Origin of the sequence: Conexibacter sp. CPCC 206217 (assembly GCF_030646165.1) — a bacterium.
Lineage (GTDB): Bacteria > Actinomycetota > Thermoleophilia > Solirubrobacterales > Solirubrobacteraceae > Conexibacter.
This window is the reverse complement of sequence record NZ_JAUTDO010000002.1, coordinates 473,848-494,133: the sequence shown is the minus strand read 5'-3', so window position 1 is coordinate 494,133 and position 20,286 is coordinate 473,848. Positions and strand designations below refer to the sequence as shown.

The following is a 20,286-nucleotide window of genomic DNA, read 5'->3' as shown; positions in this document are numbered from 1 at the left end:
ACGGCATGAATACGGGGGCCGTCGCACTCGGAGACGACGCCCTCCTCGCGACAGCCCCGTCGTTGCGCCTCGACGGACGTGTGGCCTGGGTGACGGGCGCCAGTCGCGGGCTGGGCCGCTCGCTCGCGTGCGCGCTTGCCGGCGCGGGTGCCGAGGTCGTCGTGTCGGCCCGTGACGGCGACGCTCTCAGGGGCCTGGCCGAAGAGATCCGCGTGGGGGGTGGAACCGCCCACGCGATGCCCGGTTCGGTCTCCTCAGAGGCGGACGTGGAGCGCGCGGTCTCGACGATCGGCGACAGGCTCGGTCGGCTTGACGTGCTCGTCAACAACGCGGGGATCAGTCCGGCCTTCACGCGCTCCGAGAAGGTGCCCGTGGGCCAGTGGCGCGAGATCCTCGACGTCAACCTCACCGGTGCCTTTCTCTGCGCTGGGCACGCGGCCGAGCTGCTTGGGGAGGATGCCGGGGGCGCGATCGTCAACGTCTCCTCAATCCACTCGGTCTCGGCGCATGAGCGGTTGGCGGCCTACGGCGCCAGCAAGGCGGGCCTGGAGTCGTTGACGCGCACGCTTGCGATCGAGTGGGCGCCGCGGGGCATCCGCGTCAACGCGGTCTCGCCCGGCTACATCGAGACCGAGATGTCGAGCGGGCTGCGCGAGCATGAGCACTGGTCGCAGACGCTTCTGGACCGGATCCCGATGCGCCGCTTCGGTCGCACCCAGGAGATCGCGCCCGCCGTGCTCTTCCTCGCCAGCGACGCCGCGAGCTACCTCACGGGAGCGACCCTCTTCGTCGACGGCGGCTGGACGGCGCGATGATCGGCTTCGAGCCGGATCCACGCGCAGCCGACCTGCGCGATCGCGTCCAGCGTTTCGTCGTCGAGGTCGCGATTCCGGCGGAGGCGCGCGACGCCGGAGGGCATGGGCTCGACGACGAGCTGCGCGCCAGCTTGCAGGATGCGGCGCGGGCCGCGGGGATCTTCGCGCCACAGGTCTCCACGGCGCTGGGTGGACACGGACTGGACCACCGCGGCGCGGCGGTGGTGCTCGAGGCGGCGGGGTACAGCCTGCTGGGGCCGCAGGCGCTCAACTGCGCCGCACCGGATGAGGGCAACATCCACCTCCTCGACAGGGTGGCGGACGACGGACAGCGCGAGCGCTTCCTGCGGCCGCTCGCTGAAGGCCGGGTGCGGTCCTGTTTCGCGATGACCGAGCCCTCGCCCGGCGCCGGATCAGATCCCTCGATGCTGCGGACGGAGGCTCGCAAGGTCGACGGCGGATGGGCGATCAGCGGGCGCAAGTGGTTCATCACCGGCGCAGAGGGCGCCGCCTTCACGATCTGCATGGCGCGCACCGACAAGCAGATCGAGCGCGGGGACGGCGCAACGATGCTGCTCGTGGAGGCAGACAACCCGGGGATGCGCATCGAGCGCGTGGTGGATGCCGTCGACCGCAGCTTTCCCGGCGGCCATGCAGAGGTCGTCTTCGAGGAGTGCCGCGTGCCCGACTCAGCCGTCCTCGGAGAGGTCGGCCGGGGCTTCGACTACGCGCAGGTCCGGCTCGCGCCTGCGCGTCTGACGCATTGCATGCGCTGGCTCGGGATCGCCTGCCGCGCGCTCGACACGGCGCTCGACCGCGCCGAGACGCGAGAGGCGTTTGGGAGCAGACTCGCCGAGCTGGGCCAGGTCCAACAGATGATCGCCGACTCGGTGATCGACATCGAGACGAGCCGGCTCCTGATCTGGCGGTGCGCATGGGTCCTCGACCAGGGCGGCGCAGCCCGCAGCGAGTCCTCGATCGCCAAGGCCCATGTCGCGGAAGCCGTCTATCGCGTGGTGGACCGCGCGATCCAGATCTGCGGGAGCCTTGGCGTGTCCGGCGACGCGCCGCTCGCGCGCTACCTCACCGAGGTGCGTCCGTTCCGCATCTACGACGGGCCGACCGAGACGCACCGCTGGTCGATCGCTCGGCGAGCGCTGCGCAGACGGGCGGCGCGCAGATGAGCCGCGGCGCGGTGTCCCAGCCCGACGTCGTCGCGACCGTCGCGCAGGCAGCCGAGCTGTCGCGTCCTCCGTTGCTCGTGCTGGAGCCGCTGGAACGGTTCCTGGACGCGCGCGGGATCGGCTCGGGGCCGATCACGCCTCGTCCGATCGGGGACGGTCACTCCAACGTCACGTACGCACTCGAGCGCGGCGGGGTCCGCGTCGTCCTGCGGCGGCCGCCCCGTCCGCCGCTGCCGCCCTCCGCTCACGACGTCGTGCGCGAGGCGCGCATCCAGATCGCGCTCGCCGGACGCGTGCGCGTGCCGCGCGTGCTGGCGGTATGTGAGGAGACGAACGTGCTCGGGGTGCCGTTCTACGTGATGGAGCACGTCGACGCCCACGTCGTCGGACCGTCGCTCCCGCCGCAGGTCGACATCTCATCGGCGCAACGTGCCTGCTTCGGTCGCGAGCTCGTCGACGCGCTCGCTGAGCTGCACGACGTCAGCCTCGCGGCCGCCGGCCTCGAGGACATCGGCCGGCCCGACGGCTATCTGGCGCGCCAGATCCGCCGCTTCGCCGCGCTCTGGGAGCAGCACCGCACCCGTGAGCTGCCCGAGATCGACCAACTGACGAGCTGGCTCGGGGCGCGTGTGCCGAGCGCGGGCGACGCGACGATCGTCCACGGCGACTACCGCTTGGGCAACGTCATGTTCACGAGCGGCAGCGCCGGAAGCAAGGGCGGGCCCAGGCTTGCGGCGATCCTCGACTGGGAGATGGCGACGTTGGGGGACCCGTTGGCAGACGTCGGCTACCTCATCGCCACATGGGCCGAGCCAGGCGACGAGGAGACCCCGATGCTCGCGCTCTCCGCCGCGACGCGGATGCCTGGCTTCTCCACTCGCGCGGAGCTGCGCGAGCGCTACGCGCAACGGACCGGCCGCTCGGTGAACGCGCTCGGCTGGTACGAGACGCTCGCGCTGTGGAAGGCCGCGATCTTCCTTGAATGCAGCTACGCGCGATACCAGGCAGGTACCACGGACGACCCCTACTTCGCCTCCCTGGGCACCGGTGTCCCGGCGCTCGCGCAGAGCGCCCTGCAGCGGATGTCGCGCTGTTGACGCGCCATCGGTCAAAGGAGCCGATGGCGGTCGATCGCGCGGGCTCGCGCCCGCAGTGAGGCGTGAAGGTCAGCTCGGCACGATCACGACCCGAATGGGCGCGCCCGACGCTCTGCGGAAGTGCGCCAGCCCCGTGTTGATGGCCTCGAGCGGCTGGACCTCGCCGATCGCGCCGCGGACGTCGAGCTGACCCGAGGCGATCAGGCTCGCGACGCGGGCGCACTGGTCCTGCGCGTACCCGTAGACCCCGCGGAGCTCGATCTCGCCGCGCGCGAACGTGCTCGAGGAGGGCAGCAGCAGGTCGGCGCCGCCGATCCCTGCCAGTGCGGCGATGCCGCCGGGTCGCAGCAGCTCCACCGCCCAGCGCCCGGTTGCCGGCCGCCCCACCGTGTCCAGCACGACGTCGACGCCGCCGTCGGCGAGCCTCCGCACCGTCGTGACCGGATCGGAGGTGCGAGCGTCGACCGCTACGCAGTCGCTCGACGCGCTCGCGCGTCTCAGCGCGGCGGCGTCGATGTCGATCGCGAACACGCGCGTCGCGCCAAGCAGCTGCGCGATCTGCAGCGCGTGCGAGCCGAGGCCGCCCACGCCGATCACTGCGACGGCGTCGCCGGCTTGCACCGGGGCACGCCGCGTGAGCGCGTGGAAGGGAACCGACGCGGACTCGATCATCGCCGCCTGCTCGAACGGCAGCGCAGCTGGCAGCGGCACGAGGTTCGCGGCCGGGACGCTCATCAGCTCGGCGAAGGCGCCGTCGCGATGGATTCCCAGCACGCTGCGCTCGACGCAGATGTGCGACCGCCCGCGCCGGCACGGCTCGCAGCGCCCGCAGGCGATGAGCGGATTGACGAAGACGCGGTCGCCGACGGCTGCATCGGTGACGGCGCTGCTCGTCCGTCGCACGATGCCGGCGGACTCGTGGCCGAGCGTGATCGGCCGGAACGCCGGCGCCGTGACGCCGTCGAGGATGTGCAGATCCGAGCCGCACAGTCCGCAGGCCTTGACCTCGACGAGCACCTCGCCGGGCGCGAGCACCGGCTCGTCGATCTCGTCGATCGCGAAGGTCGACGCGCCATCATGCGCGCGGGCGGCCTTCATCGGGCGGCTCCGGTCCCCGGGCCACCGCCGAGGTGCGTCTTGACGACCTTGCCGTTGGCGTTGCGCGGCAGCTGGTCGACGAACTCGACGTGCTTGGGCACCTTGTATCTCGCGAGCCGCTCGCTCACGAAGGCGTGCAGCTCCTCGCGGTCGATGTGCTGGCCGGGCCGCGGCGCCACGACCGCCTTGACGGCCTCTCCGTAGCGCGCGTCGGGAGTGCCTACGACCGCCGCCTCCAGTACCTGGGGGTGCTCATAGAGGACGGCCTCGACCTCGACGCAGAAGACCTTCTCGCCGCCACGGTTGATCATGTCCTTGATGCGGTCCAACAAGACGACGAAGCCGTCCTCGTCGATCGTGGCGGTGTCGCCGGTGTGCAGCCAGCCGTCGCGGATCGCGGCGGCTGTCGCGTCGGGACGGTGCCAGTAGCCCGCCGTCACCTGCGGGCCGGCGATGCACAGCTCGCCCGGCTCGCCCGGCTCCGCATCCCGGCCGCTCTCGAGCTGCACCGTGCGGCAGGCCGTGACCGGCGTCGGCAAGCCGATGGTGTGGACCTTCGCGAGCGCATCGCCGAACGGGACCGCCGTCGCCAGCGACGACGCCTCGGTGAGGCCGTAGGCGTTCTGGAACCGGGCGCCGGGGATCCACTCGCGCAGCCGCTCGATCGTCGGGGGCGAGATCGGGGCGCTGCCCGAGACGATCGTGCGCACGGAGCTGACGTCGTAGGCGGAGCGGTCAGGATGCTCCATCATCGTCGCGTAGATCGTCGGCGCGGCGATCAGGTGCGTGATGCGCTGCTCGGCGATCGCTCGCAGGGCGGCGGTCGGGTCGTAGCGCGGCAGGATCACGGCCGTGCCGCCGACCTCGAAGATCAGGAACAGCTGCGCCAGCAGCCCGGTCACGTGGAAGAGGGGGACCGTCACGAGCGTCCGCTCGCCCTCGTCGAGCTCGGAGACCGTGGCGAAGTTGCGCACGTTGCTCGTGCAGTTGAAGTGCGAGGAGATCGCTCCCTTCGGGGTGCCGGTCGTGCCCGAGGTGAAACACATGAAGGCCGCGTCGGCCGGCTCGATCGCCACCGCGGAGAAGCGCGAGGGATCGCCGCCCACCAGCATGTCCAGCCGGGCGTGCCCATGCCCGTTCCCGCCGACGTAGACATACGGTGCGACGAGCTCCGGTGCGAGCGGGCCGATGCTGTCGGCCCACTCCTCGTCGCACAGCAGCACGCGCGGCGTCGCCTCCGTCAGCTCGAAACCCAGCTCGCGTGATCGCAGCTTCGTGTTGAGCGGCACGACGATCGCGCCGGTCATCAGCGCGGCGAGCGCGGCGACCGGGAACGTGATGCCGTTGGAGAGCAGCAGCGCGACGCGATCGCCGGGCCTCACGCCCGCGTCCTGCTGCAGGCTGCCGGCCATCGTGCGGGCCGCGTAGAGCAGTTCGCGATACGTCAGCGCCCCGCTCGCGTCGCGGACGGCCTCGCGCTCCGGGAACCGCTGCGCCGATCGCTCGACGGAGGCGACGACGGTCGGGCTGCGCGAGGCGAACGTGCGCAGCGGGCGCCCGTCGACGTGCAGCAGCTCGACGTCAGCCGTCGCCGCCGCCGGCCAGTGCCGCCAGCCTTCGCTCAGCACGGCGCAGCTCCGACCGCGGCGCGCGCGGTCGCGGCGGTCGCGGCGCGACGGGTCATGGCTCTCTCCGGTTTCGGGCTGGGATTGTGCGCGCAGGTTCCTGGGACCATGGTCGCCCACGATGACGGGAGGTCCACCGGGCTCGCCCCGATGTTCGTGAATGACGAATCTCCTGTCGATGCGGCCAGCGGATCCAAGAGACTGGGTCCATGCGCGAGTACGAAGTGGACAGCGAGGATCGGGTGCGATGCGACTGGTGAGCTACACGTCGTCGGCAGACTCGCCCGCCGTCGGTGGGCCGCGAGCGGGCGTGCTCGTCGACGGCGCGGTGGTCGACGCGGCGACCTGCGCCGCGCGCGCCGAGCTCGACCCGGCGGTCGGTTGGACGCGGCTGCGGCGGATCGTCGCGGACGCGTCAGCCGCCGACCGGCGGGCGCTGCAGACGGCCAGCGTCGAACTCGCCTCCGAGCTGGGCGTGCCGCGCGAGGACGTGCTGCTCGGACCGCCGATACCCGACCCGGGCAAGATCCTCTGCGTCGGCCTCAACTATCGCGATCACGTCGAGGAGTCCGGAGGCGAGCCGCAGGAGGCGGCTGATCCCGTCATCTTCGCGAAGTTCGCGACCGCGCTGCGCGGTGACCGCGAAGACGTCGTACTGCCCGCCGCGGCGCCGAGCCGGATCGACTACGAGGGTGAGCTCGCGCTTGTCATCGGCCGCGCGTGCACCCGCGTCGAGGAGGCTGCCGCGCTCGACCACGTCGCCGGGTACATGCCCTTCAACGACGTGAGCGCGCGCGACCTCCAGGTCGAGCATCACCAGTGGACGATGGCGAAGGGCTTCGACGGCAGCGCCCCCTGCGGGCCCGCGCTGGTGACGAGCGACGAGGTGCGGGACCCGCAGGCGCTGCAGCTGACCACGACGCTCAACGGGGAGGTCGTGCAGTCGACCTCGACGGCGCGGATGATCCATCCGATCGCGCGGGTGATCGCTTACGTCAGCTCGCTCATCACACTGCTTCCGGGCGACGTCATCGCGACCGGCACCCCTGCCGGCGTCGGTCACGCGCGCGATCCGCAGCGCTACCTGAGCGACGGCGACCGCGTCGCCGTCCGCATCGACGGCATCGGCGAGCTTTCCAACGTCGTGCGGGGTGCGCGATGAGCCCCGGCGCCGAGGAAGAGCTGCTGGCCCGTCTGGCCGCGTCGAGCGGTGACCCGAGACGCCGGCTGCTGCTGCGCGGCGGGACGGTGCTGTCGATGGATCCGGCGATCGGCGATCGGGAGGTCGCCGACGTGCTGATCGAGGGCAGGCGGATCGCGGCGATCGAGGCCGACCTCGAGGCGGCTGCAGCGGGGGCGATCGTGGTCGACGTCGCCGGCCGGATCCTGATCCCGGGGCTGCAGGACACCCACCGGCATTGCTGGCAGAGCCAGTTCCGCCACGCCTGGCCGGACGGGAGCATCCACGACTACGTCGCGACGATCCACGAAGGCCTCGGTCCCCACTACCGCCCAGAGGACATGTATGCGGCGACGCTGATGTCGGCGCTCGGCGCGCTCGACGCCGGCATCACCTGCGTGATGGACTTCTGTCACAACTCGCGTTCCGCCGCGCACACGGACGCCGCGATCGCCGCCTGGCGCGAGTCGGGCATCCGCGCGGTCCACGCGAGCTGCGGCGCGGTGGCGGGCGACTGGGACCGACAGTGGCCGCAGGATCTGCGCCGTCTGCGCGAGCAGATGCGCTCCGACGAGGATCTCGTGACGCTGCGGATGGGCATCGTCACGCCCGTCTACCCAGGCGTCGCCGACGAGATCGAGATCACGCCGCAGCGACTCGCGCTGGCGCGCGAGCTTGGGCTGGCGACGAGCGTCGACGGCGTCGTCGGTCCGCTCGCGGCGCAGCGGGTCGTGGAGCTGGGAGAGGCTGGACTGCTCGGCCCCGACTTGACCTTCATCCACTGTCTCGACATGCCCGAGGAGGCATGGCGGCACCTCGCGCATGCGGGATCGCACGTCTCGATGGCGCCGACCTCCGACACGAACCTGAGCCAGGAGAGCGCCATCCCCTCGATCCAACAGGCGCTCGACGCGGGCATCCGACCGTCGATCGGCGCGGACGTCGAGTGCTGCCTCTCGACGGACCTGTTCGCGCACATGCACGCCGTCTTGACGATTCAGCGGATGCTCGCCCAGAACCGGCGCCATGGCGGCGAGGTGGACCCGCCTGCGCCGCTGACCGCGCGCGAGGTGCTGGAGTTCGCCACGGTCCGCGGCGCCGAGGCGAACGCCGTGAGCGACCGCAGCGGTACGCTCACGCCGGGCAAGGATGCCGACATCGCCGTGATCGACGGTCAGCACCTTCGGACGCTGCCGCTCAACAACGCGATCGGGACGGTTGTGCTCGGAACCGACCCCAGCACCGTCGAGTCCGTCTTCGTCGCAGGCGACGTGCGGAAGTGGTCGGGGCGGCTGGTCGGACACGACGTCGCCCGCCTGCGGCGGATCGTCAGAGCCTCGCGCGACCACGTGCTGGAGTCCAGCGGCATGCGACTGGACGTGCTTGCCTAGCATGTCATCCGATGGCAGAGCATCGACAGCGGTGGTCACGACGACCATGACCCTTCCCGCAGAGTCGGACGTACCGGCCGCCGAGACGATCGCGGACGAGAGCGGCTCGACCGTCGCCGAGGCGTACGCGAGCATGCGGAGAGCGATCCTGCACGGCGACCTCGAGCCGGGGAAGGCGTACTCGCAGGCGAGTCTCACCCGGCTGCTCGGCATCGGCCGCACGCCGCTGCGCGAGGCGACGCGGCGCTTGGAGAGCGAGGGCTTCCTCGTCTACGAGCCCAACCGCCGCCTGCGTGTCGCCCCGCTCAAGCGCGAGGATCTCGACCAGCTCTACGCGATGCGCGTCACACTCGAGTCGCTCGCTGTGCGGCTCAGCGTGCCGCAGCTGACCGAGACCGACATCGCACGCATCGCGGAGTCGATGGAGGAGCTCGAGGCGGCCTCTGCCGCGATAGATCACGAGGCGACCCGAGCGCCGCACCGCTCGTTCCACCAGGGGCTCTTCATGCATGCCGGCGAGCGGCTCGAGCGCCAGGTGATCGAGCTGCGCGACCACGCCGAGCGCTATCGCCGCCACCACTTCCAGCGCAGCTCCGATGAGCTTGCCCTGCTGCAGCTCGCTTCGGCTGATCACGCGGAGATCTTCGCCGCAGCTGCGAGCGGGGACGCCTTGCGCTGCTCGGAGCTGACCGCGCAGCATCTCGCGCGCAACGCGCTCACGACCTTCGCGCAGCTCGAGGGCGAGTTCGACCCCTTGGCCGCGCGCGTCGCGCTGCGCATGGTCCGCTTCGGCAGCGCTCCGTAGCCGCTGCGGCGCGAGGCTGCCTCAGCTGAGGATCCGCTCGATCGGCTCGGTTGGCGTGACCTGCAGCGCCGCCAGCTGCCAGGTGGACCCGAGGCTGCGCACCCAGGTCTGGGTCGCGACGCCGGTGATGCGGTGGCCGGGTCTGCCGCCGGCCGGCGCGATCGTCGTGACGATGCCCCCGACCATCAGCGCCGCGTCACCCCAGACGCGCAGCCGCACGTCGGAGCGCGTGGTGCGGCGCGGGGGACCGCCGGCAAGCGCGCTCAGCAGCGAGCCGCGCTCTTCCAGGCGCCCGGTCGCATGGACGTGGACGTAGTCCGGCGCCAGCAGCGCCTCGAGCACCGCGAAGTCGCCTGTCGCCAGCGCGGCGCAGCGCCGCTGCTCGAGCGCCCGCAGCTCGTCCTCGGCGCTCACGCCGCCACCGCCGTGCAACGGGGCGACGGCACGTCCTCGGAGCGCGGGCGCAGCCAGCGGGAGAGGCGGACCGCCTCGCCCCGCAGGACGGTCGTGCAGTCGCGCTCGCGCTGCTGCCAGCGGGCCGCCGTGCTCGTCGCCGTCAGCGCCGCGAGGGGGCGCCCGGCGGCGTCGAGGATCGGCACCGCGACGGCGCGACGGGCCGGCGCGGACTCGCCGAGGTCGACCGCGAGCTGGCGCTGCCGAACGCCCTCCAGGTGTTCGTGCAGCACGGCACGGTCGACGATCGTTCGCTCGGTGAAGGCGGGCAGACCGTAGTCGCGCACGATCGTCTCGAGAACGTCGGGCGCCTCCATCGCGAGCAGCACCTTCCCGGCGGCGGTGCAGTGCAGCGTCCCGTCGCCCAGCCCGGAGTCCTGCGTGTCCTCGCGACCGCGGCAGCGCGCCAGCACGACGACGCTCGCGCGGTCGAGCGCGACGAGGTGGCTCGTCTCTCCGCACGCCGCCGTCACGCGTCGCACCGACCGCTCGGCCTCGCCGCGGAACTCGTGGCGCAGGAGGTCCCCGCCAAGCGAGACGGTCCGCCAGCCGACTCGGTAGCGGCCGCGGCCGGAGCGGCGCAGCAGGCCGATCGCGCAGAGGCTCGTGAGCAGCTCGTGCGCCTGGGACTTGGAGATCGAGAGCTCCGTCGCGACAGCGGTGACGCCCCATTCCGCCTGGTGGCGGAAGAGGTCGAGCATCCGCCCCGTGCGCTGTACCGTGCCGAGCATCTCAGCGCTCCCGGCCCGCGTTGCGGCGCCGATCAGATGAGCCCGACATAGCTGCCGCCGTCGAGGTGGATGTTGTTGCCCGAGATGAAGCCGGCGGGCTCGCTGCAGAGGAAGGCGCAGGTCGCCCCGAACTCCTCTGGCCGCCCGAGCCGGTTCGCGGCGATGGACGCCTCCTGCCGTTGCCGCGCGGCCGAGTAGGAGATGCCCTCCTCGTCCATCACGCGCTGCGCCATGAACAGCTGACGATCGGTGTCGAAGCGCTCGGGCAGCAGGTTGTTGATCGTCACGTTGTGCGGCGCGACGGTGCGCGAGAGGCCCTTCACCGCAGCGGTGAGGCCCGCCCGTGCGCCGCTGGAGAGGCCCATCACGGGGTGCGGCGAGGTGACCATCGCGGAGGTGATGTTCACGATGCGGCCGAAGCGGCGCGCTGTCATGCCGTCGAGCACCGCGCGGATCAGCAGGAGGGCGGAGACCATGTTGCCGTCCAGCGCCGTGAGCCAGTCGTCGCGGTCCCAGTCGCCGAAGGCGCCGGGCTCGGGTCCCGCGTTGTTGGTCACGAGGATGTCGGGATCCGGGCAGGCGCGCAGCAGCGCGGCGCGGCCCTCGGCTGTGGTGACGTCGCCGACGACGCCACGCGCGTGGATGCCATGCGCGTCGCTCAGCTCCTCGACGGCCTGCTCGACCGTCGCGGCGGTCCGGCCGTTGATCGTCACCTGCACGCCCTCCGCCCCGAGCGCCTCGGCGCAGGCGCGGCCAAGCCCGCGGCTGGAGCCGCACACGATCGCGCGCTTGCCGGCAATTCCAAGGTCCATCGTCTCTCCTCTTTCGGCGAGCAAACTATATCCAGAATACTCACGTGACTCGCGCTCAGAGTGTACAAGTGGCGTAAATCAAGCAATTCTGGATATATTTTGAGGTGGTACTAGAGAGATCTGTATCGTGAGAATCATCGTCGTGCCACCGGAGGAGAGCCGTGAGCGAGCAGGCGCAAGCAGGAAACGTCGGGGCAGCGCGAGCTGCCGACCCGTCCGTCCCGGACCGACTGGTCGGCTTCGGTCCCGGCGAGGGGCTGCCCCTGGCGATGGGACCCTTCCTGAGAGGGCGGGCGGAGTGGACCGCCGGTGCGTACTGCATCACCGATCAGGTGATCCCGCCGCGCTTCTTCGCTCCGATCCACCGGCACGCGCACGAGAGTCAGGTCGTCCTCGTCGTCAGCGGGAGGGTCGGCTTCTACGTCGAGGGCAGCGACGAGATCGAGCTGCCCGGCGGCTCTTACGCCTACCGCCCGGCCGGCTTGATGCATGCGCTGTGGAATCCCACTGACGAGCCTGCGCACGTGATCGAGCTGACGAGCCCTGGGGCGGGCTTCCAGGCATACATGCTGGCGGTCTCCGAGCTGATGGCGACCGGCAGGGGAAGTCGTGAGGCGGTGCAGGCGCGGGCGCGGGAGGCCGGCATCGAGTTCTCCGACGCACAGCAAGATGAGCTCTGCGCTCGCCATGGCGTCAGCCCGAGCGCGGCGTTCTGGAGATGAGGGCCGCGGTGCTGCACGAACTCGGGACGATGCCCCGCGTCGAGCGATTCGACGAGCCGGTCCCCGGGCGTGGCGAGCTGGTGCTCGACGTGCTCGCCGCCGGCGTCAACCACCTCGACCTGGGCAAGGCGTCCGGTCGCTTCTACGGCGACACCCCCGCCCTGCCCGCCGTGGTCGGGACCGACGGGGTCGGTCGCGATCCCGACGGGCGGCGCGTCTACTTCGACGAGACGATCGCGCCGTTCGGCGCCTACGCGGAACGCACGCTCGTCGATCGCGAGCACCTCGTCGCGGTGCCGGACGGGGTCTCCGACGAGGCTGCGGCGGTGCTCGGCAACGCGGGCGTCGCGGCGATGACGGCGCTGTCGTGGCGTGGGCGGCTGCAGGCGGGCGAGTCGGTGCTCGTGCTTGGCGCGACCGGTGCCGTCGGCCACCTCGCGGTGCAACTCGCGCGGCTGCTCGGCGCGGGACGGGTCGTTGCCGTCGGCCGGGACGCCGAGCGGCTCGAGCGTCTGCGCGCGCTTGGGGCCGATGACGCGCTCGACCTCGACGACCACGCGGATCCAGGCGCGCGGCTGGCCGCGGCGGGCGCCCCGTTCGACCTGATCGTCGACCTGTTGTGGGGGACACCGGCGATCACGGCGATGGGCGCTGCGGCGTCCGGGGCGCGGCTCATTCAGCTCGGCCAGCTCGCGGGCGCCGAGGTGACGCTGCCCGCGGCGCTGCTGCGCAGCCGGATGCTGACGTTGCATGGCCTCGCGGGCGTGAACGTCGCCGCGCCGGTGCGCTCCGATGCCTATGCGCAGGTCACCGCGTTCGCCGCCGCCGGGGAACTGGATGTCGACTTCGAGCGCGTCGCGCTCGACGACATCGCCGGCACCTGGGTCAGGCAGCAGAGATTGATCGGCGTGAAGATGGTCGTCGTCCCATGAGCGGGTCGGCGATCACCTCCGACTACCAGGCGGCGACGTTGATGACGTTCAGCGCGATGGCGCTGTTCGACGCGCTCGACCCGCAGCAGCGCCGCCGGGTCGTCGTGCCCTTCGCGCACGACAATCGCAGGCACTGGCGATTCCTCCCCGAGTCCGGCCGCGGCGACTGGGGGATCTCGCTGCGGGAGATGTCGTGGGAGCAGCAGATCCTCGCTCATCGGCTGATCGCGGCGAGCGTCTCGCACGAGACCTACGCGCAGGTCCTCGCGACGTTCAGCCTCGAGCATCTGCTGCGCGAGCTGGACGAGAGAAGACTCGGGCACGTCGCGCCCGAGTTCCGCCACCCGGGCAACTACTTCCTGACGTTCTTCGGCCAGCCGCAGCCCGACACGACGTGGGGCTGGCGCCTGGTCGGCCACCACGTCTCGCTGAACTTCACCAGCGTGGGGCAGGAATGGATCTCCCCGACGCCGCTGCTGATCGGCGCCGAGCCCGCGCGCTTCGGCGTCTTTCGGACGTTGGCCCAGGAGGAGGATCTCGCGTTCGCGCTGTTGCGCACGCTCGACGACGAGCAGCGCGCCCAGGCGCTGATTCACGACGTCGCGCCGGCGGACTTCGTCACGCGCACCGTGCCGGTGCTCGGGAGCCGCGAGCTGCCGGACCGTCACGGCGTCGGACGGCGCGACGTCGTGATCGAGGACGCCGACCGGGAGGCGCTCTGGTATGAGCGCGAGCGGCCGCGCGGCGTTGCGTATGCGGCGTTGACCGACGCCCAGCAGGCCGCCTTCCGCGCGCTCCTCGACTGCTACGTCGCTCGCGTCCATCCCCTGGCGCGGGAGCGCGAGGCGCGGCGGATCGAACGGGCGGGGATCGGTGCGCTGCACTTCGCCTGGGCCGGCGCGACCGACTGCGAGGGCGGTCACTACTACCGCGTTCAGGGGCCCGTGACGCTGATCGAGTTCAACAACACCGAGGACGAGGCGAACCACGCGCACAGCGTGTGGCGCGACCCCGTCGGCGACTTCGGAGGTGCCGCGTCCGACGACGCGACCCCGCGACGAGAGGACAGAGGATGAAGGCAGCGCTGCTGCACGGGCCCGGCGACCTGCGCATAGAGGAGGTCCCGAGACCGGCGCCGGCCGCCGGCGAGGTGCTGCTGGAGGTCACAGGCGTCGGCGTGTGCGGATCGGACGCCTCGCTGTACACGAAGGGGATTGAGGGACTGCCCGCGAAGGAGCGCGGCGCCTCGCCGTTGGTTCCCGGGCACGAGTTCGCCGGGCGCGTCGTGGAACGCGGCGTCGGCGTGACGCTGGCCGAGGGCGAGCTCGTCGCATGCGGCGCCGGCATCTCCTGCGGCAGATGCCAGCCGTGTCTCGCCGGCCGGACGAACCTCTGCCGCAACTACCGGACACTGGGCGTCTACCGTCACGGCGGACTGGCCGAGTACGTCGCAGCGCCCGCCGAGATCTGCGTGCCGGTCGGCCCGCACGGCGTCAGCGGCGACGACGCGGCGCTCGCGCAGCCGATGTCGATCGCCTGCCATGCGCTCGCGCGCGGCCGGGTCGAGGCGGGGGATCGCATCCTGATCCTCGGCGTCGGCGGCATCGGCGCGTTCGCGACCTGGGCGGCGAGCCGGATCGGCGCCGAGGTCACGGTCGTCGACGTCGACGAGCGACGGCTCGCGCTCGCCCGCACGCTCGGCGCGACCACCGCGATCACCGCGGCGCGCGATCGGCCGATGACCGAGCTGCTCGCGTCGCGCGGCCCGTGGGACGTGGCGCTCGAGACGACGGGCCACGACGGTCCGCTGCAGGCGGCCCTCGCCTCGCAGCAGCGTGGCGGCCGCGTCGTGCTGCTGGGCATGCACCACCAGCCGCGCGCCGTCGACTTCTCGTGGGTCACCTACGGCGAGCTCGACGTGCTCGGCACGCAGGCTCACGTCTGCGCCGTCGACCTGCCTGCCGCGCTCGACCTGCTCGGCCAGCGCGCCGAGGGCTGGGCCGACGTCGCGCCGGTCGCGCTGCCGTTGGAGCAGCTGGTGGAGGAGGCGCTGAAGCCGCTCGCGGAGGGGCGGTCGGCGCAGATCAAGAGCGTGATTGATCCGCATCTCGCCGAGCCGCGTCCGTATCAGCGCTGATCAAAAACAGTATCCAAAAGTGAGATTTCTATCGGTCGGCCTGCGAGCAATTCGGGGAATATGCCACGGTTCTGGATATTGTTCGTCACTCAAGAACAATGATCAGACGGCCCAGCCAGGCCCGTATGTTGCGTCCAGATCACGTCAACCGGCGACGTGGCGAACCAGTCGTGGTTCTGCCGGAGGAGAGAGACATGGACATGTTGCTTGCAAAGGCTGGCATGCGCGGTCGCGCAACGGCCCTGCTGCTCGTCGGAGCGCTCGCCGTCGTCGGATGCGGATCGTCCTCCGACGACTCCACGACGGCGACGAGCGCGGGCCAGAGCACCGCCGGTACATCGACGGCGGCCTCGTCGTCGGCGCCGATCGCCGAAGCACAGAGAATCGCCGCCGAGGCCGAGGCGATCCCCGGGGTCCCGTTCGAGGTGCCGGCGCTGAAGGAGGCCGCGCCGAGAGGGTTGAACGTCGCGTACGTCACCTGCACCTTGCCGGCATGCGGCGCCAACGACGCCGACGCGCCGGCGAGACGGCTGGGATGGAACCTCGACGTGATCCCGTACGACATCGCCAAAGGCCCGACCGACGAGGTGCGCGCTTTCCAGCAGGCGATGACCAAGGGCGCGGACTACATCGTCTACGGCGCGGCCTTTGAGCCGAACGCGCTCGCGGGCTCGATCGCGCAGGCGCAGAAGCGGGGCATCAGAATCGTCTCTCTCGGCTTCCCCGGTCCGCCGAGAGACGGGATCGACGCGGTCCTCGCAGGTCCCGTCTACTTCAAGCAGCTCGCGAGCCTCGCCGCGATCGGCGCGATCGCCGACGCCGGCGAGCCGACCAGCATCGCCTACCTCACGGATCCGAGCATCGTCTCGTACAAGGTCGGCTACGAGGGTGTCGAGGAGGCCGTCTCCAGATACGGGGACGGGACAGAGCTCAAGCAGGCGACGTTCAGCGCTGCGGCTGCCCAGCAGCAGATCGTCGCGGCGGTGCTGAACTTCGTCCGCCGCAATCCGGACGTGAAGTACATCGTCTCGCCGTCCTCCGCCGCGCTCGCCGGTGTGCCGCAGGCGCTCAGCCAGGCGGGGCTCACCGACAAGGTCAAGCTGATCGTGCTCGAACCGCAGGGCCCGGACGTCAAGCTGATCGCCAGAGGGCAGCTGTTCGCCGGTGCGGCGGGTGAGAACCACGTGCTGTTGCAGCGTTCGCTCGACATCTTCGCGCGGCTGGCGCAGGGCGAGAAGCTGACCCCCGAGCAGGCATACCAGGCGGGCTGGGCGCGGCTGATCACCAGCGAGAACGCCGGCAAGGTCACGGGCACCTCGGCCACCGCCAACGGCGCCCCGATCCCCGCCGACGCCGACGCCAAGTTCAACGAGGCGTGGGGCGTCACCGGCTGAGGCATCGGCCGCCGGGCGACTCCCACCCGTCAGGAGCATGCAGACATGAACCAACGATCGCCACAGAGCACGACCGTCCTGGAGGTCGCGTTGGTCTCGAAGGCATTCGGGGGGCAGCTCGCCCTTGACAATGTGGATCTCGCCCTCGATGAGGGCGAGGTCCACGCGCTGCTGGGCCAGAACGGCTCCGGCAAGTCGACGCTGATCAAGGTCCTCGCCGGCTTTCACAAGCCGGAGAGGGGGGCTCGCGGCGCGGTGCGCGGGACTGCGTTCGAGCTCGGGGATCCGAGCGCGGCGCACCAGGCCGGACTGCGCTTCATCCACCAGGACCTCGCGCTGATCGGCGAGCTGAGCGCCATCGACAACCTCGCGCTCGGCGAGCGCTACGCCGGCGGGTGGTTCATCTCCGACCGGCGCGAGCGCGCCCGCGTCCGCGAGGTCTTCGCCGCCTACGAGGTCGACATCGACCCTGACACGCCGCTGCGGGAGCTCAACCGCGCGCAGCAGACGATGACGGCGATCGTGCGCGCGCTGCACCACCAGGCGGCGTCCGACGGCATCCTCGTGCTCGACGAGCCGACCGCGGCATTCTCGGCCCACGACACCGAGCTGCTGTTCCGGCTCGTGCGGCGCGTGGCGCAGGCGGGCGGCACGGTCCTCTACGTGACCCATCGGCTCGAGGAGGTCTTCGCCATCGCCGACCGCGTGACCGTGCTGCGCGACGGCCGCAAGGTCGCCACCAGGCCGACCGCCGAGCTGACGCACGGCAGCCTGGTGAACCTCATCATCGACCGCCCGCTCGAAGAGCTCGAGCTGGAGCCGACCGCACCCACGAGCACGGTCGTGGTCGAGGTCCGCGGGCTCGTGGGCGAGAACGTCGCGTCGGTCGACCTCGACGTCCACGCCGGCGAGATCGTCGGGCTGACCGGACTCAAGGGCTCGGGCGCCGACGACATCCTGCACCTGATGTTCGGCTCGCGCACGCGCGACGCCGGTGAGGTGCGGGTCAACGGCAAGCTGGTCGGCCAGGCACCCGACGCCGCGATCAAGGCCGGGCTGGCGCTCGCGCCGGCGGACCGCAAGGAGCTCGGCGGGATCCTGACGTGGACGTTACGCGAGAACCTGACGCTCCCGCGTCTGACGACCGACGGTCCGGTCGGCTGGCTCGGGGAGCGCTCCGAGCGACGCGACGCACAGCAATGGCTCGATCGCGTCGGCGTCGTACCCGCCCACCCTGAGGCGCTCTACTCGTCGCTCAGCGGCGGCAACCAGCAGAAGGTGGTGCTGGCGCGCTGGCTGCGCTGCGGCGCAGCGGCATTCCTGCTCGAGGAGCCGACAGGCGGCGTCGACGTCGGCGCCCGCCACACGATCTACGCCGCCCTGCGCGAACTGGCGGCCGGCGGCGCCTGCGTCCTGATCAGCTCCTCCGACACGGAGGAGGTCTGCGCGGTCTGCGACCGCGTGCTGGTGGTCCGCGATGGCCGCCTCGTCGCCTCGCTCGAAGGCGAGCGGCGCACCGTCGACAACGTTCTCGTCGAAATGATCCGTGAGGAATCCCACTGATGCGCGCGTCCACCAATGCCCCCTCCGACGATGTCCAGCCGGCGCTCGAAGCGCCCAGACCGGGGCAGCTGCTCGAGAGCCCGCACGGGATCGCCAGACTGCTGGGCGGGCTGAAGCTCGACCGCTACAGCGGGATCCTGATGATCCTCGTCTTCATCGTCGCGTACTCGATCTGGCTGCCGGACATCTTCCCGACGACCTCAACGGTGCAGACGGTCCTCAGCAGCCAGGCGGTCGCGGGCCTGGTGGCGCTCGCGGTGCTGTTTCCGCTCGCTGCCGGCGCCTTCGACCTCTCGGTTGCGCAGAACGTGACGTTCTCCTCGCTCGTCTGCGCCGTCCTGATGACCAGAGGGCCTCACTTCTCGCCGCTGCTGGCGATCGTCATCACGATCGGCGTCGGCGGCCTCATCGGCGTCGTGAACGGATGGCTCGTGGCGCACATCGGCCTCAACAGCTTCATCGCCACGCTCGGAACGACGTCGCTGCTGACCGCGGGCGCGTCGATCCTCGGCAACGGTCAGTACCTCGGCCCGTTCCCCGAGTCGTTCACCGACATCACGTCGGCGACCGTCCTGGGCATTCCGATCACGGCGATCTACCTGCTGGTCGTCGCCGGGTTCGCCTGGTACGTGCTCGAGCACTCCAAAGCGGGCCGGCGAACGGCCGCCACGGGGCTCAACCCCGAAGCGGCGCGCCTGGCCGGCATCAACACCAGACGGATCCTCTTCATGCAGATGGTGGTCTGCGGCGCGCTCACGGCGCTTGCGGCCGTGCTGCTGACGTCTTCGATCAACACCAGCAGCGAGTCGGTCGGCAGCGCCTACCTCCTGCCGGCTTACGCGGCGGCGTTCCTCGGCACGACGCAGATCAAGCCGGGTCGATTCAACGTGTGGGGAACGCTGATCGCAATCTACCTCCTCGGCGTCGGCGTCACCGGGCTGCAGCTGGGTGGCGCGAACGTGTGGGTGACCTACGCGTTCAACGGCGTCGCGTTGCTGGCCGCCGTCAGCATCGCGGCGCTCGCCGCGCGACGTGCGGCGAGCGGGAGAACCCGCCAGCGACGACGGGCGCTCCGTGCCGCCGGGGACGCCGCGCGGACTCCGGAGGCCAACTGATGCGCGCGAGAGACGCGCACGCGGCGGGAACGGTGGCGACGATGCGCGCCGCGGTGCTCCGCACGTTCGGTGAGCCGCTGCGAATCGAGCAGGTGCCGATTCCCTCGCCGGCGGAGCACGAGGTGCTGGTCCGCGTGCGCGCCGCCGGCATCTGCGCTACCGACCTCAAGCTCGCGGCCGGGAGAACCGCGCCGCCCCCGTCGCTCCCGCACATCCCGGGTCACGAGGGCGCCGGGGACGTCGTGCGTGACAGCGGGCACCTGCGGGCGGGCCAGCGTGTCGCGTGCCACATCCTCGACGCCTGCGGCGTCTGCGGCGAGTGTCGTCGCGGCTTCCCCGTCTTCTGCGCCGACGCCACGCGGATGGGGCTTGATCGCGACGGCGCGATGGCCGAGTACGTCGTGGTCCCACGTGCGCTGGCATTGCCGTTCCCGGACGCGATGCCGTACGCGCATGCTGCCGTCGCGATGGACTCGATCACGACGCCGTGGCACGCATTGCACGGAGTCGGCGCAGTGAGGGCGGGGGAGCGGGTCCTGATCGCGGGCATCGGCGGACTCGGCATCAACGCCGTCCAGATCGCCGTTGCGGCGGGTGCGCGGGTGGCCGCTGTCGACGTCGACGCCAGCCGTTTGGAGCAGGCGCGGCTCGTCGGCGCTGAGCTCGCGGTCGCGCCGGAGTCGATCGAGCGCGTGCGCGCGTGGGCTGACGGCGCGGGCGTCGACGTCGCAGTCGAGTTGTCCGGGCGGCGCGAGGGCTTCGACGCCGCCGCGACGGCCGTTCGCGCCGGCGGGCGCCTGGTCTGCTGCGGCTATGCGCCGGGCGTCGAGTACGGCATGGACTCCGCTCGCCTCGTGCTCGACAACATCCAGGTGCTCGGATCGCGCAACGTCACCGTCGCGGAGTCGGTCGCCTCGCTTGCAGCGGTCGCCGACGGAGACGTCACCCCGCAGATCGCCGACACGTACGCCCTGGAGGACGTCAACGACGCGCTCGAGCGCCTGCGGGCGGGTCGCGCCGGCGGGCGACTGGTGATCGAGCCGTGATCGCTCGATCGGCGCGGCAGGGACCGTCGCGCGCGCGGGCGCAGCGACGGTCGCCGGGTGAGCGCTTCGGCGATGAGCGGACGAGCGCGCTCGCCGGCAACGGGCTCGCGCGAACTCCGCCGCGTCGGGGCCGGCGAGCGCGACCGCCTCGACCCACCGCCGTACGCCGCCGCTGTTGCGCGCTGT

Annotated in this window: 19 protein-coding genes; 14 read left to right on the top strand and 5 right to left on the bottom strand. The window is 71.4% G+C overall.

Translation table 11 applies throughout. The features are described 5' to 3' along the window. Positions 1 to 5 precede the first annotated feature (5 nt). Genes Q7L65_RS07020 through Q7L65_RS07010 form a run of 3 tightly spaced genes read left to right on the top strand, consistent with a single transcriptional unit; the run spans position 6 to position 3,096 of the window. Positions 6 to 815, top strand: a complete 810-nt coding sequence (locus tag Q7L65_RS07020) for an SDR family NAD(P)-dependent oxidoreductase (RefSeq protein ID WP_370552530.1) — start codon at positions 6 to 8, stop codon at positions 813 to 815. Beyond that, the gene (locus tag Q7L65_RS07015; RefSeq protein WP_304719759.1) at positions 812 to 1,999 is read left to right on the top strand and encodes an acyl-CoA dehydrogenase family protein; all 1,188 of its coding nucleotides are present in this window, start codon (positions 812 to 814) and stop codon (positions 1,997 to 1,999) included. Before Q7L65_RS07020 ends, Q7L65_RS07015 begins: the two co-directional genes overlap by 4 nt. An 11-nt stretch (positions 2,000 to 2,010) precedes the next feature. Then, on the top strand, positions 2,011 to 3,096 hold the full coding sequence (locus tag Q7L65_RS07010; protein WP_304719758.1) for a phosphotransferase family protein: 1,086 nt from the start codon (positions 2,011 to 2,013) through the stop codon (positions 3,094 to 3,096). Positions 3,097 to 3,165: 69 nt separating this feature from the next. Here Q7L65_RS07010 and Q7L65_RS07005 read toward each other — a convergent pair whose 3' ends face one another. Continuing rightward, positions 3,166 to 4,194, bottom strand: coding sequence for a zinc-binding dehydrogenase (locus tag Q7L65_RS07005; protein ID WP_304719757.1), 1,029 nt, complete (start codon positions 4,192 to 4,194; stop codon positions 3,166 to 3,168). Then, positions 4,191 to 5,822: a class I adenylate-forming enzyme family protein gene (locus Q7L65_RS07000; RefSeq protein ID WP_304719756.1), complete on the bottom strand. Its 1,632-nt coding sequence runs from the start codon at positions 5,820 to 5,822 to the stop codon at positions 4,191 to 4,193. Before Q7L65_RS07000 ends, Q7L65_RS07005 begins: the two co-directional genes overlap by 4 nt. Before the next feature lie 244 nt (positions 5,823 to 6,066). Here Q7L65_RS07000 and Q7L65_RS06995 point away from each other — a divergent pair, with 244 nt between their 5' ends. The 3 genes from Q7L65_RS06995 to Q7L65_RS06985 are packed head-to-tail and all read left to right on the top strand — an operon-like array spanning position 6,067 to position 9,195. After that, positions 6,067 to 6,981 (top strand): fumarylacetoacetate hydrolase family protein, encoded by a 915-nt coding sequence (locus Q7L65_RS06995; RefSeq protein ID WP_304719754.1) that lies wholly within the window; start codon positions 6,067 to 6,069, stop codon positions 6,979 to 6,981. Next, positions 6,978 to 8,390, top strand: a complete 1,413-nt coding sequence (locus tag Q7L65_RS06990; protein ID WP_304719753.1) for an amidohydrolase family protein — start codon at positions 6,978 to 6,980, stop codon at positions 8,388 to 8,390. The genes Q7L65_RS06995 and Q7L65_RS06990 overlap by 4 nt, the downstream gene beginning before the upstream one ends. 46 nt (positions 8,391 to 8,436) lie before the next feature. After that, complete coding sequence (locus tag Q7L65_RS06985; protein ID WP_304719752.1) at positions 8,437 to 9,195, top strand: GntR family transcriptional regulator; 759 nt, start codon at positions 8,437 to 8,439, stop codon at positions 9,193 to 9,195. Between the two features lie 21 nt (positions 9,196 to 9,216). On the opposite strand, the gene Q7L65_RS06980 is transcribed toward Q7L65_RS06985, so the two are convergent. From Q7L65_RS06980 to Q7L65_RS06970, 3 genes are read right to left on the bottom strand one after another with little or no spacing between them, the layout of a single operon-like run. Continuing rightward, on the bottom strand, positions 9,217 to 9,609 hold the full coding sequence (locus Q7L65_RS06980; RefSeq protein ID WP_304719750.1) for a nuclear transport factor 2 family protein: 393 nt from the start codon (positions 9,607 to 9,609) through the stop codon (positions 9,217 to 9,219). Continuing rightward, positions 9,606 to 10,379 carry an IclR family transcriptional regulator gene (locus tag Q7L65_RS06975; RefSeq protein ID WP_304719748.1) on the bottom strand — a complete coding sequence of 258 codons (774 nt, stop codon included), beginning with the start codon at positions 10,377 to 10,379 and terminating at the stop codon, positions 9,606 to 9,608. Before Q7L65_RS06975 ends, Q7L65_RS06980 begins: the two co-directional genes overlap by 4 nt. A 32-nt stretch (positions 10,380 to 10,411) precedes the next feature. Next, on the bottom strand, positions 10,412 to 11,191 hold the full coding sequence (locus Q7L65_RS06970; RefSeq protein WP_304719747.1) for an SDR family oxidoreductase: 780 nt from the start codon (positions 11,189 to 11,191) through the stop codon (positions 10,412 to 10,414). Between the two features lie 161 nt (positions 11,192 to 11,352). On the opposite strand from Q7L65_RS06970, the gene Q7L65_RS06965 reads away from it, so the two are divergent. The 8 genes from Q7L65_RS06965 to Q7L65_RS06930 all read left to right on the top strand — a co-directional run bounded on the left by Q7L65_RS06965 (position 11,353) and on the right by Q7L65_RS06930 (position 20,100). After that, positions 11,353 to 11,913, top strand: a complete 561-nt coding sequence (locus Q7L65_RS06965) for a cupin domain-containing protein (RefSeq protein ID WP_304719745.1) — start codon at positions 11,353 to 11,355, stop codon at positions 11,911 to 11,913. Positions 11,914 to 11,921: 8 nt separating this feature from the next. Beyond that, complete coding sequence (locus Q7L65_RS06960) at positions 11,922 to 12,845, top strand: zinc-binding alcohol dehydrogenase family protein (RefSeq protein ID WP_304719743.1); 924 nt, start codon at positions 11,922 to 11,924, stop codon at positions 12,843 to 12,845. Beyond that, positions 12,842 to 13,921: a DUF3500 domain-containing protein gene (locus Q7L65_RS06955; protein WP_304719741.1), complete on the top strand. Its 1,080-nt coding sequence runs from the start codon at positions 12,842 to 12,844 to the stop codon at positions 13,919 to 13,921. Before Q7L65_RS06960 ends, Q7L65_RS06955 begins: the two co-directional genes overlap by 4 nt. After that, positions 13,918 to 14,982 (top strand): zinc-binding dehydrogenase, encoded by a 1,065-nt coding sequence (locus tag Q7L65_RS06950; protein ID WP_304719740.1) that lies wholly within the window; start codon positions 13,918 to 13,920, stop codon positions 14,980 to 14,982. Before Q7L65_RS06955 ends, Q7L65_RS06950 begins: the two co-directional genes overlap by 4 nt. 194 nt (positions 14,983 to 15,176) lie before the next feature. After that, a complete protein-coding gene (locus tag Q7L65_RS06945) occupies positions 15,177 to 16,376 on the top strand; it encodes a substrate-binding domain-containing protein (RefSeq protein WP_304719739.1) in 1,200 nt (399 codons plus the stop codon). 45 nt (positions 16,377 to 16,421) lie between these two features. Further along, on the top strand, positions 16,422 to 17,939 hold the full coding sequence (locus tag Q7L65_RS06940; protein ID WP_304719737.1) for a sugar ABC transporter ATP-binding protein: 1,518 nt from the start codon (positions 16,422 to 16,424) through the stop codon (positions 17,937 to 17,939). Further along, positions 17,939 to 19,054 (top strand): ABC transporter permease, encoded by a 1,116-nt coding sequence (locus Q7L65_RS06935; RefSeq protein WP_304719736.1) that lies wholly within the window; start codon positions 17,939 to 17,941, stop codon positions 19,052 to 19,054. The genes Q7L65_RS06940 and Q7L65_RS06935 overlap by 1 nt, the downstream gene beginning before the upstream one ends. Continuing rightward, entirely contained in the window at positions 19,054 to 20,100 is a 1,047-nt protein-coding gene (locus Q7L65_RS06930; RefSeq protein WP_304719734.1) for an alcohol dehydrogenase catalytic domain-containing protein, read from the top strand. The genes Q7L65_RS06935 and Q7L65_RS06930 overlap by 1 nt, the downstream gene beginning before the upstream one ends. Positions 20,101 to 20,286 lie beyond the last annotated feature (186 nt).

What these genes read in the sequence shown, in the direction of transcription:
- Q7L65_RS07020 (WP_370552530.1), top strand. Translation starts at nt 6, where the DNA reads ATGAATACGGGGGCCGTCGCACTCGGAGACGACGCCCTCCTCGCGACA.
- Q7L65_RS07015 (WP_304719759.1), top strand. Translation starts at nt 812, where the DNA reads ATGATCGGCTTCGAGCCGGATCCACGCGCAGCCGACCTGCGCGATCGC.
- Q7L65_RS07005 (WP_304719757.1), bottom strand. Translation starts at nt 4,194, where the DNA reads ATGAAGGCCGCCCGCGCGCATGATGGCGCGTCGACCTTCGCGATCGAC.
- Q7L65_RS06995 (WP_304719754.1), top strand. Translation starts at nt 6,067, where the DNA reads ATGCGACTGGTGAGCTACACGTCGTCGGCAGACTCGCCCGCCGTCGGT.
- Q7L65_RS06990 (WP_304719753.1), top strand. Translation starts at nt 6,978, where the DNA reads ATGAGCCCCGGCGCCGAGGAAGAGCTGCTGGCCCGTCTGGCCGCGTCG.
- Q7L65_RS06985 (WP_304719752.1), top strand. Translation starts at nt 8,437, where the DNA reads ATGACCCTTCCCGCAGAGTCGGACGTACCGGCCGCCGAGACGATCGCG.
- Q7L65_RS06975 (WP_304719748.1), bottom strand. Translation starts at nt 10,379, where the DNA reads ATGCTCGGCACGGTACAGCGCACGGGGCGGATGCTCGACCTCTTCCGC.
- Q7L65_RS06970 (WP_304719747.1), bottom strand. Translation starts at nt 11,191, where the DNA reads ATGGACCTTGGAATTGCCGGCAAGCGCGCGATCGTGTGCGGCTCCAGC.
- Q7L65_RS06955 (WP_304719741.1), top strand. Translation starts at nt 12,842, where the DNA reads ATGAGCGGGTCGGCGATCACCTCCGACTACCAGGCGGCGACGTTGATG.
- Q7L65_RS06950 (WP_304719740.1), top strand. Translation starts at nt 13,918, where the DNA reads ATGAAGGCAGCGCTGCTGCACGGGCCCGGCGACCTGCGCATAGAGGAG.
- Q7L65_RS06945 (WP_304719739.1), top strand. Translation starts at nt 15,177, where the DNA reads ATGGACATGTTGCTTGCAAAGGCTGGCATGCGCGGTCGCGCAACGGCC.
- Q7L65_RS06940 (WP_304719737.1), top strand. Translation starts at nt 16,422, where the DNA reads ATGAACCAACGATCGCCACAGAGCACGACCGTCCTGGAGGTCGCGTTG.
- Q7L65_RS06935 (WP_304719736.1), top strand. Translation starts at nt 17,939, where the DNA reads ATGCGCGCGTCCACCAATGCCCCCTCCGACGATGTCCAGCCGGCGCTC.
- Q7L65_RS06930 (WP_304719734.1), top strand. Translation starts at nt 19,054, where the DNA reads ATGCGCGCGAGAGACGCGCACGCGGCGGGAACGGTGGCGACGATGCGC.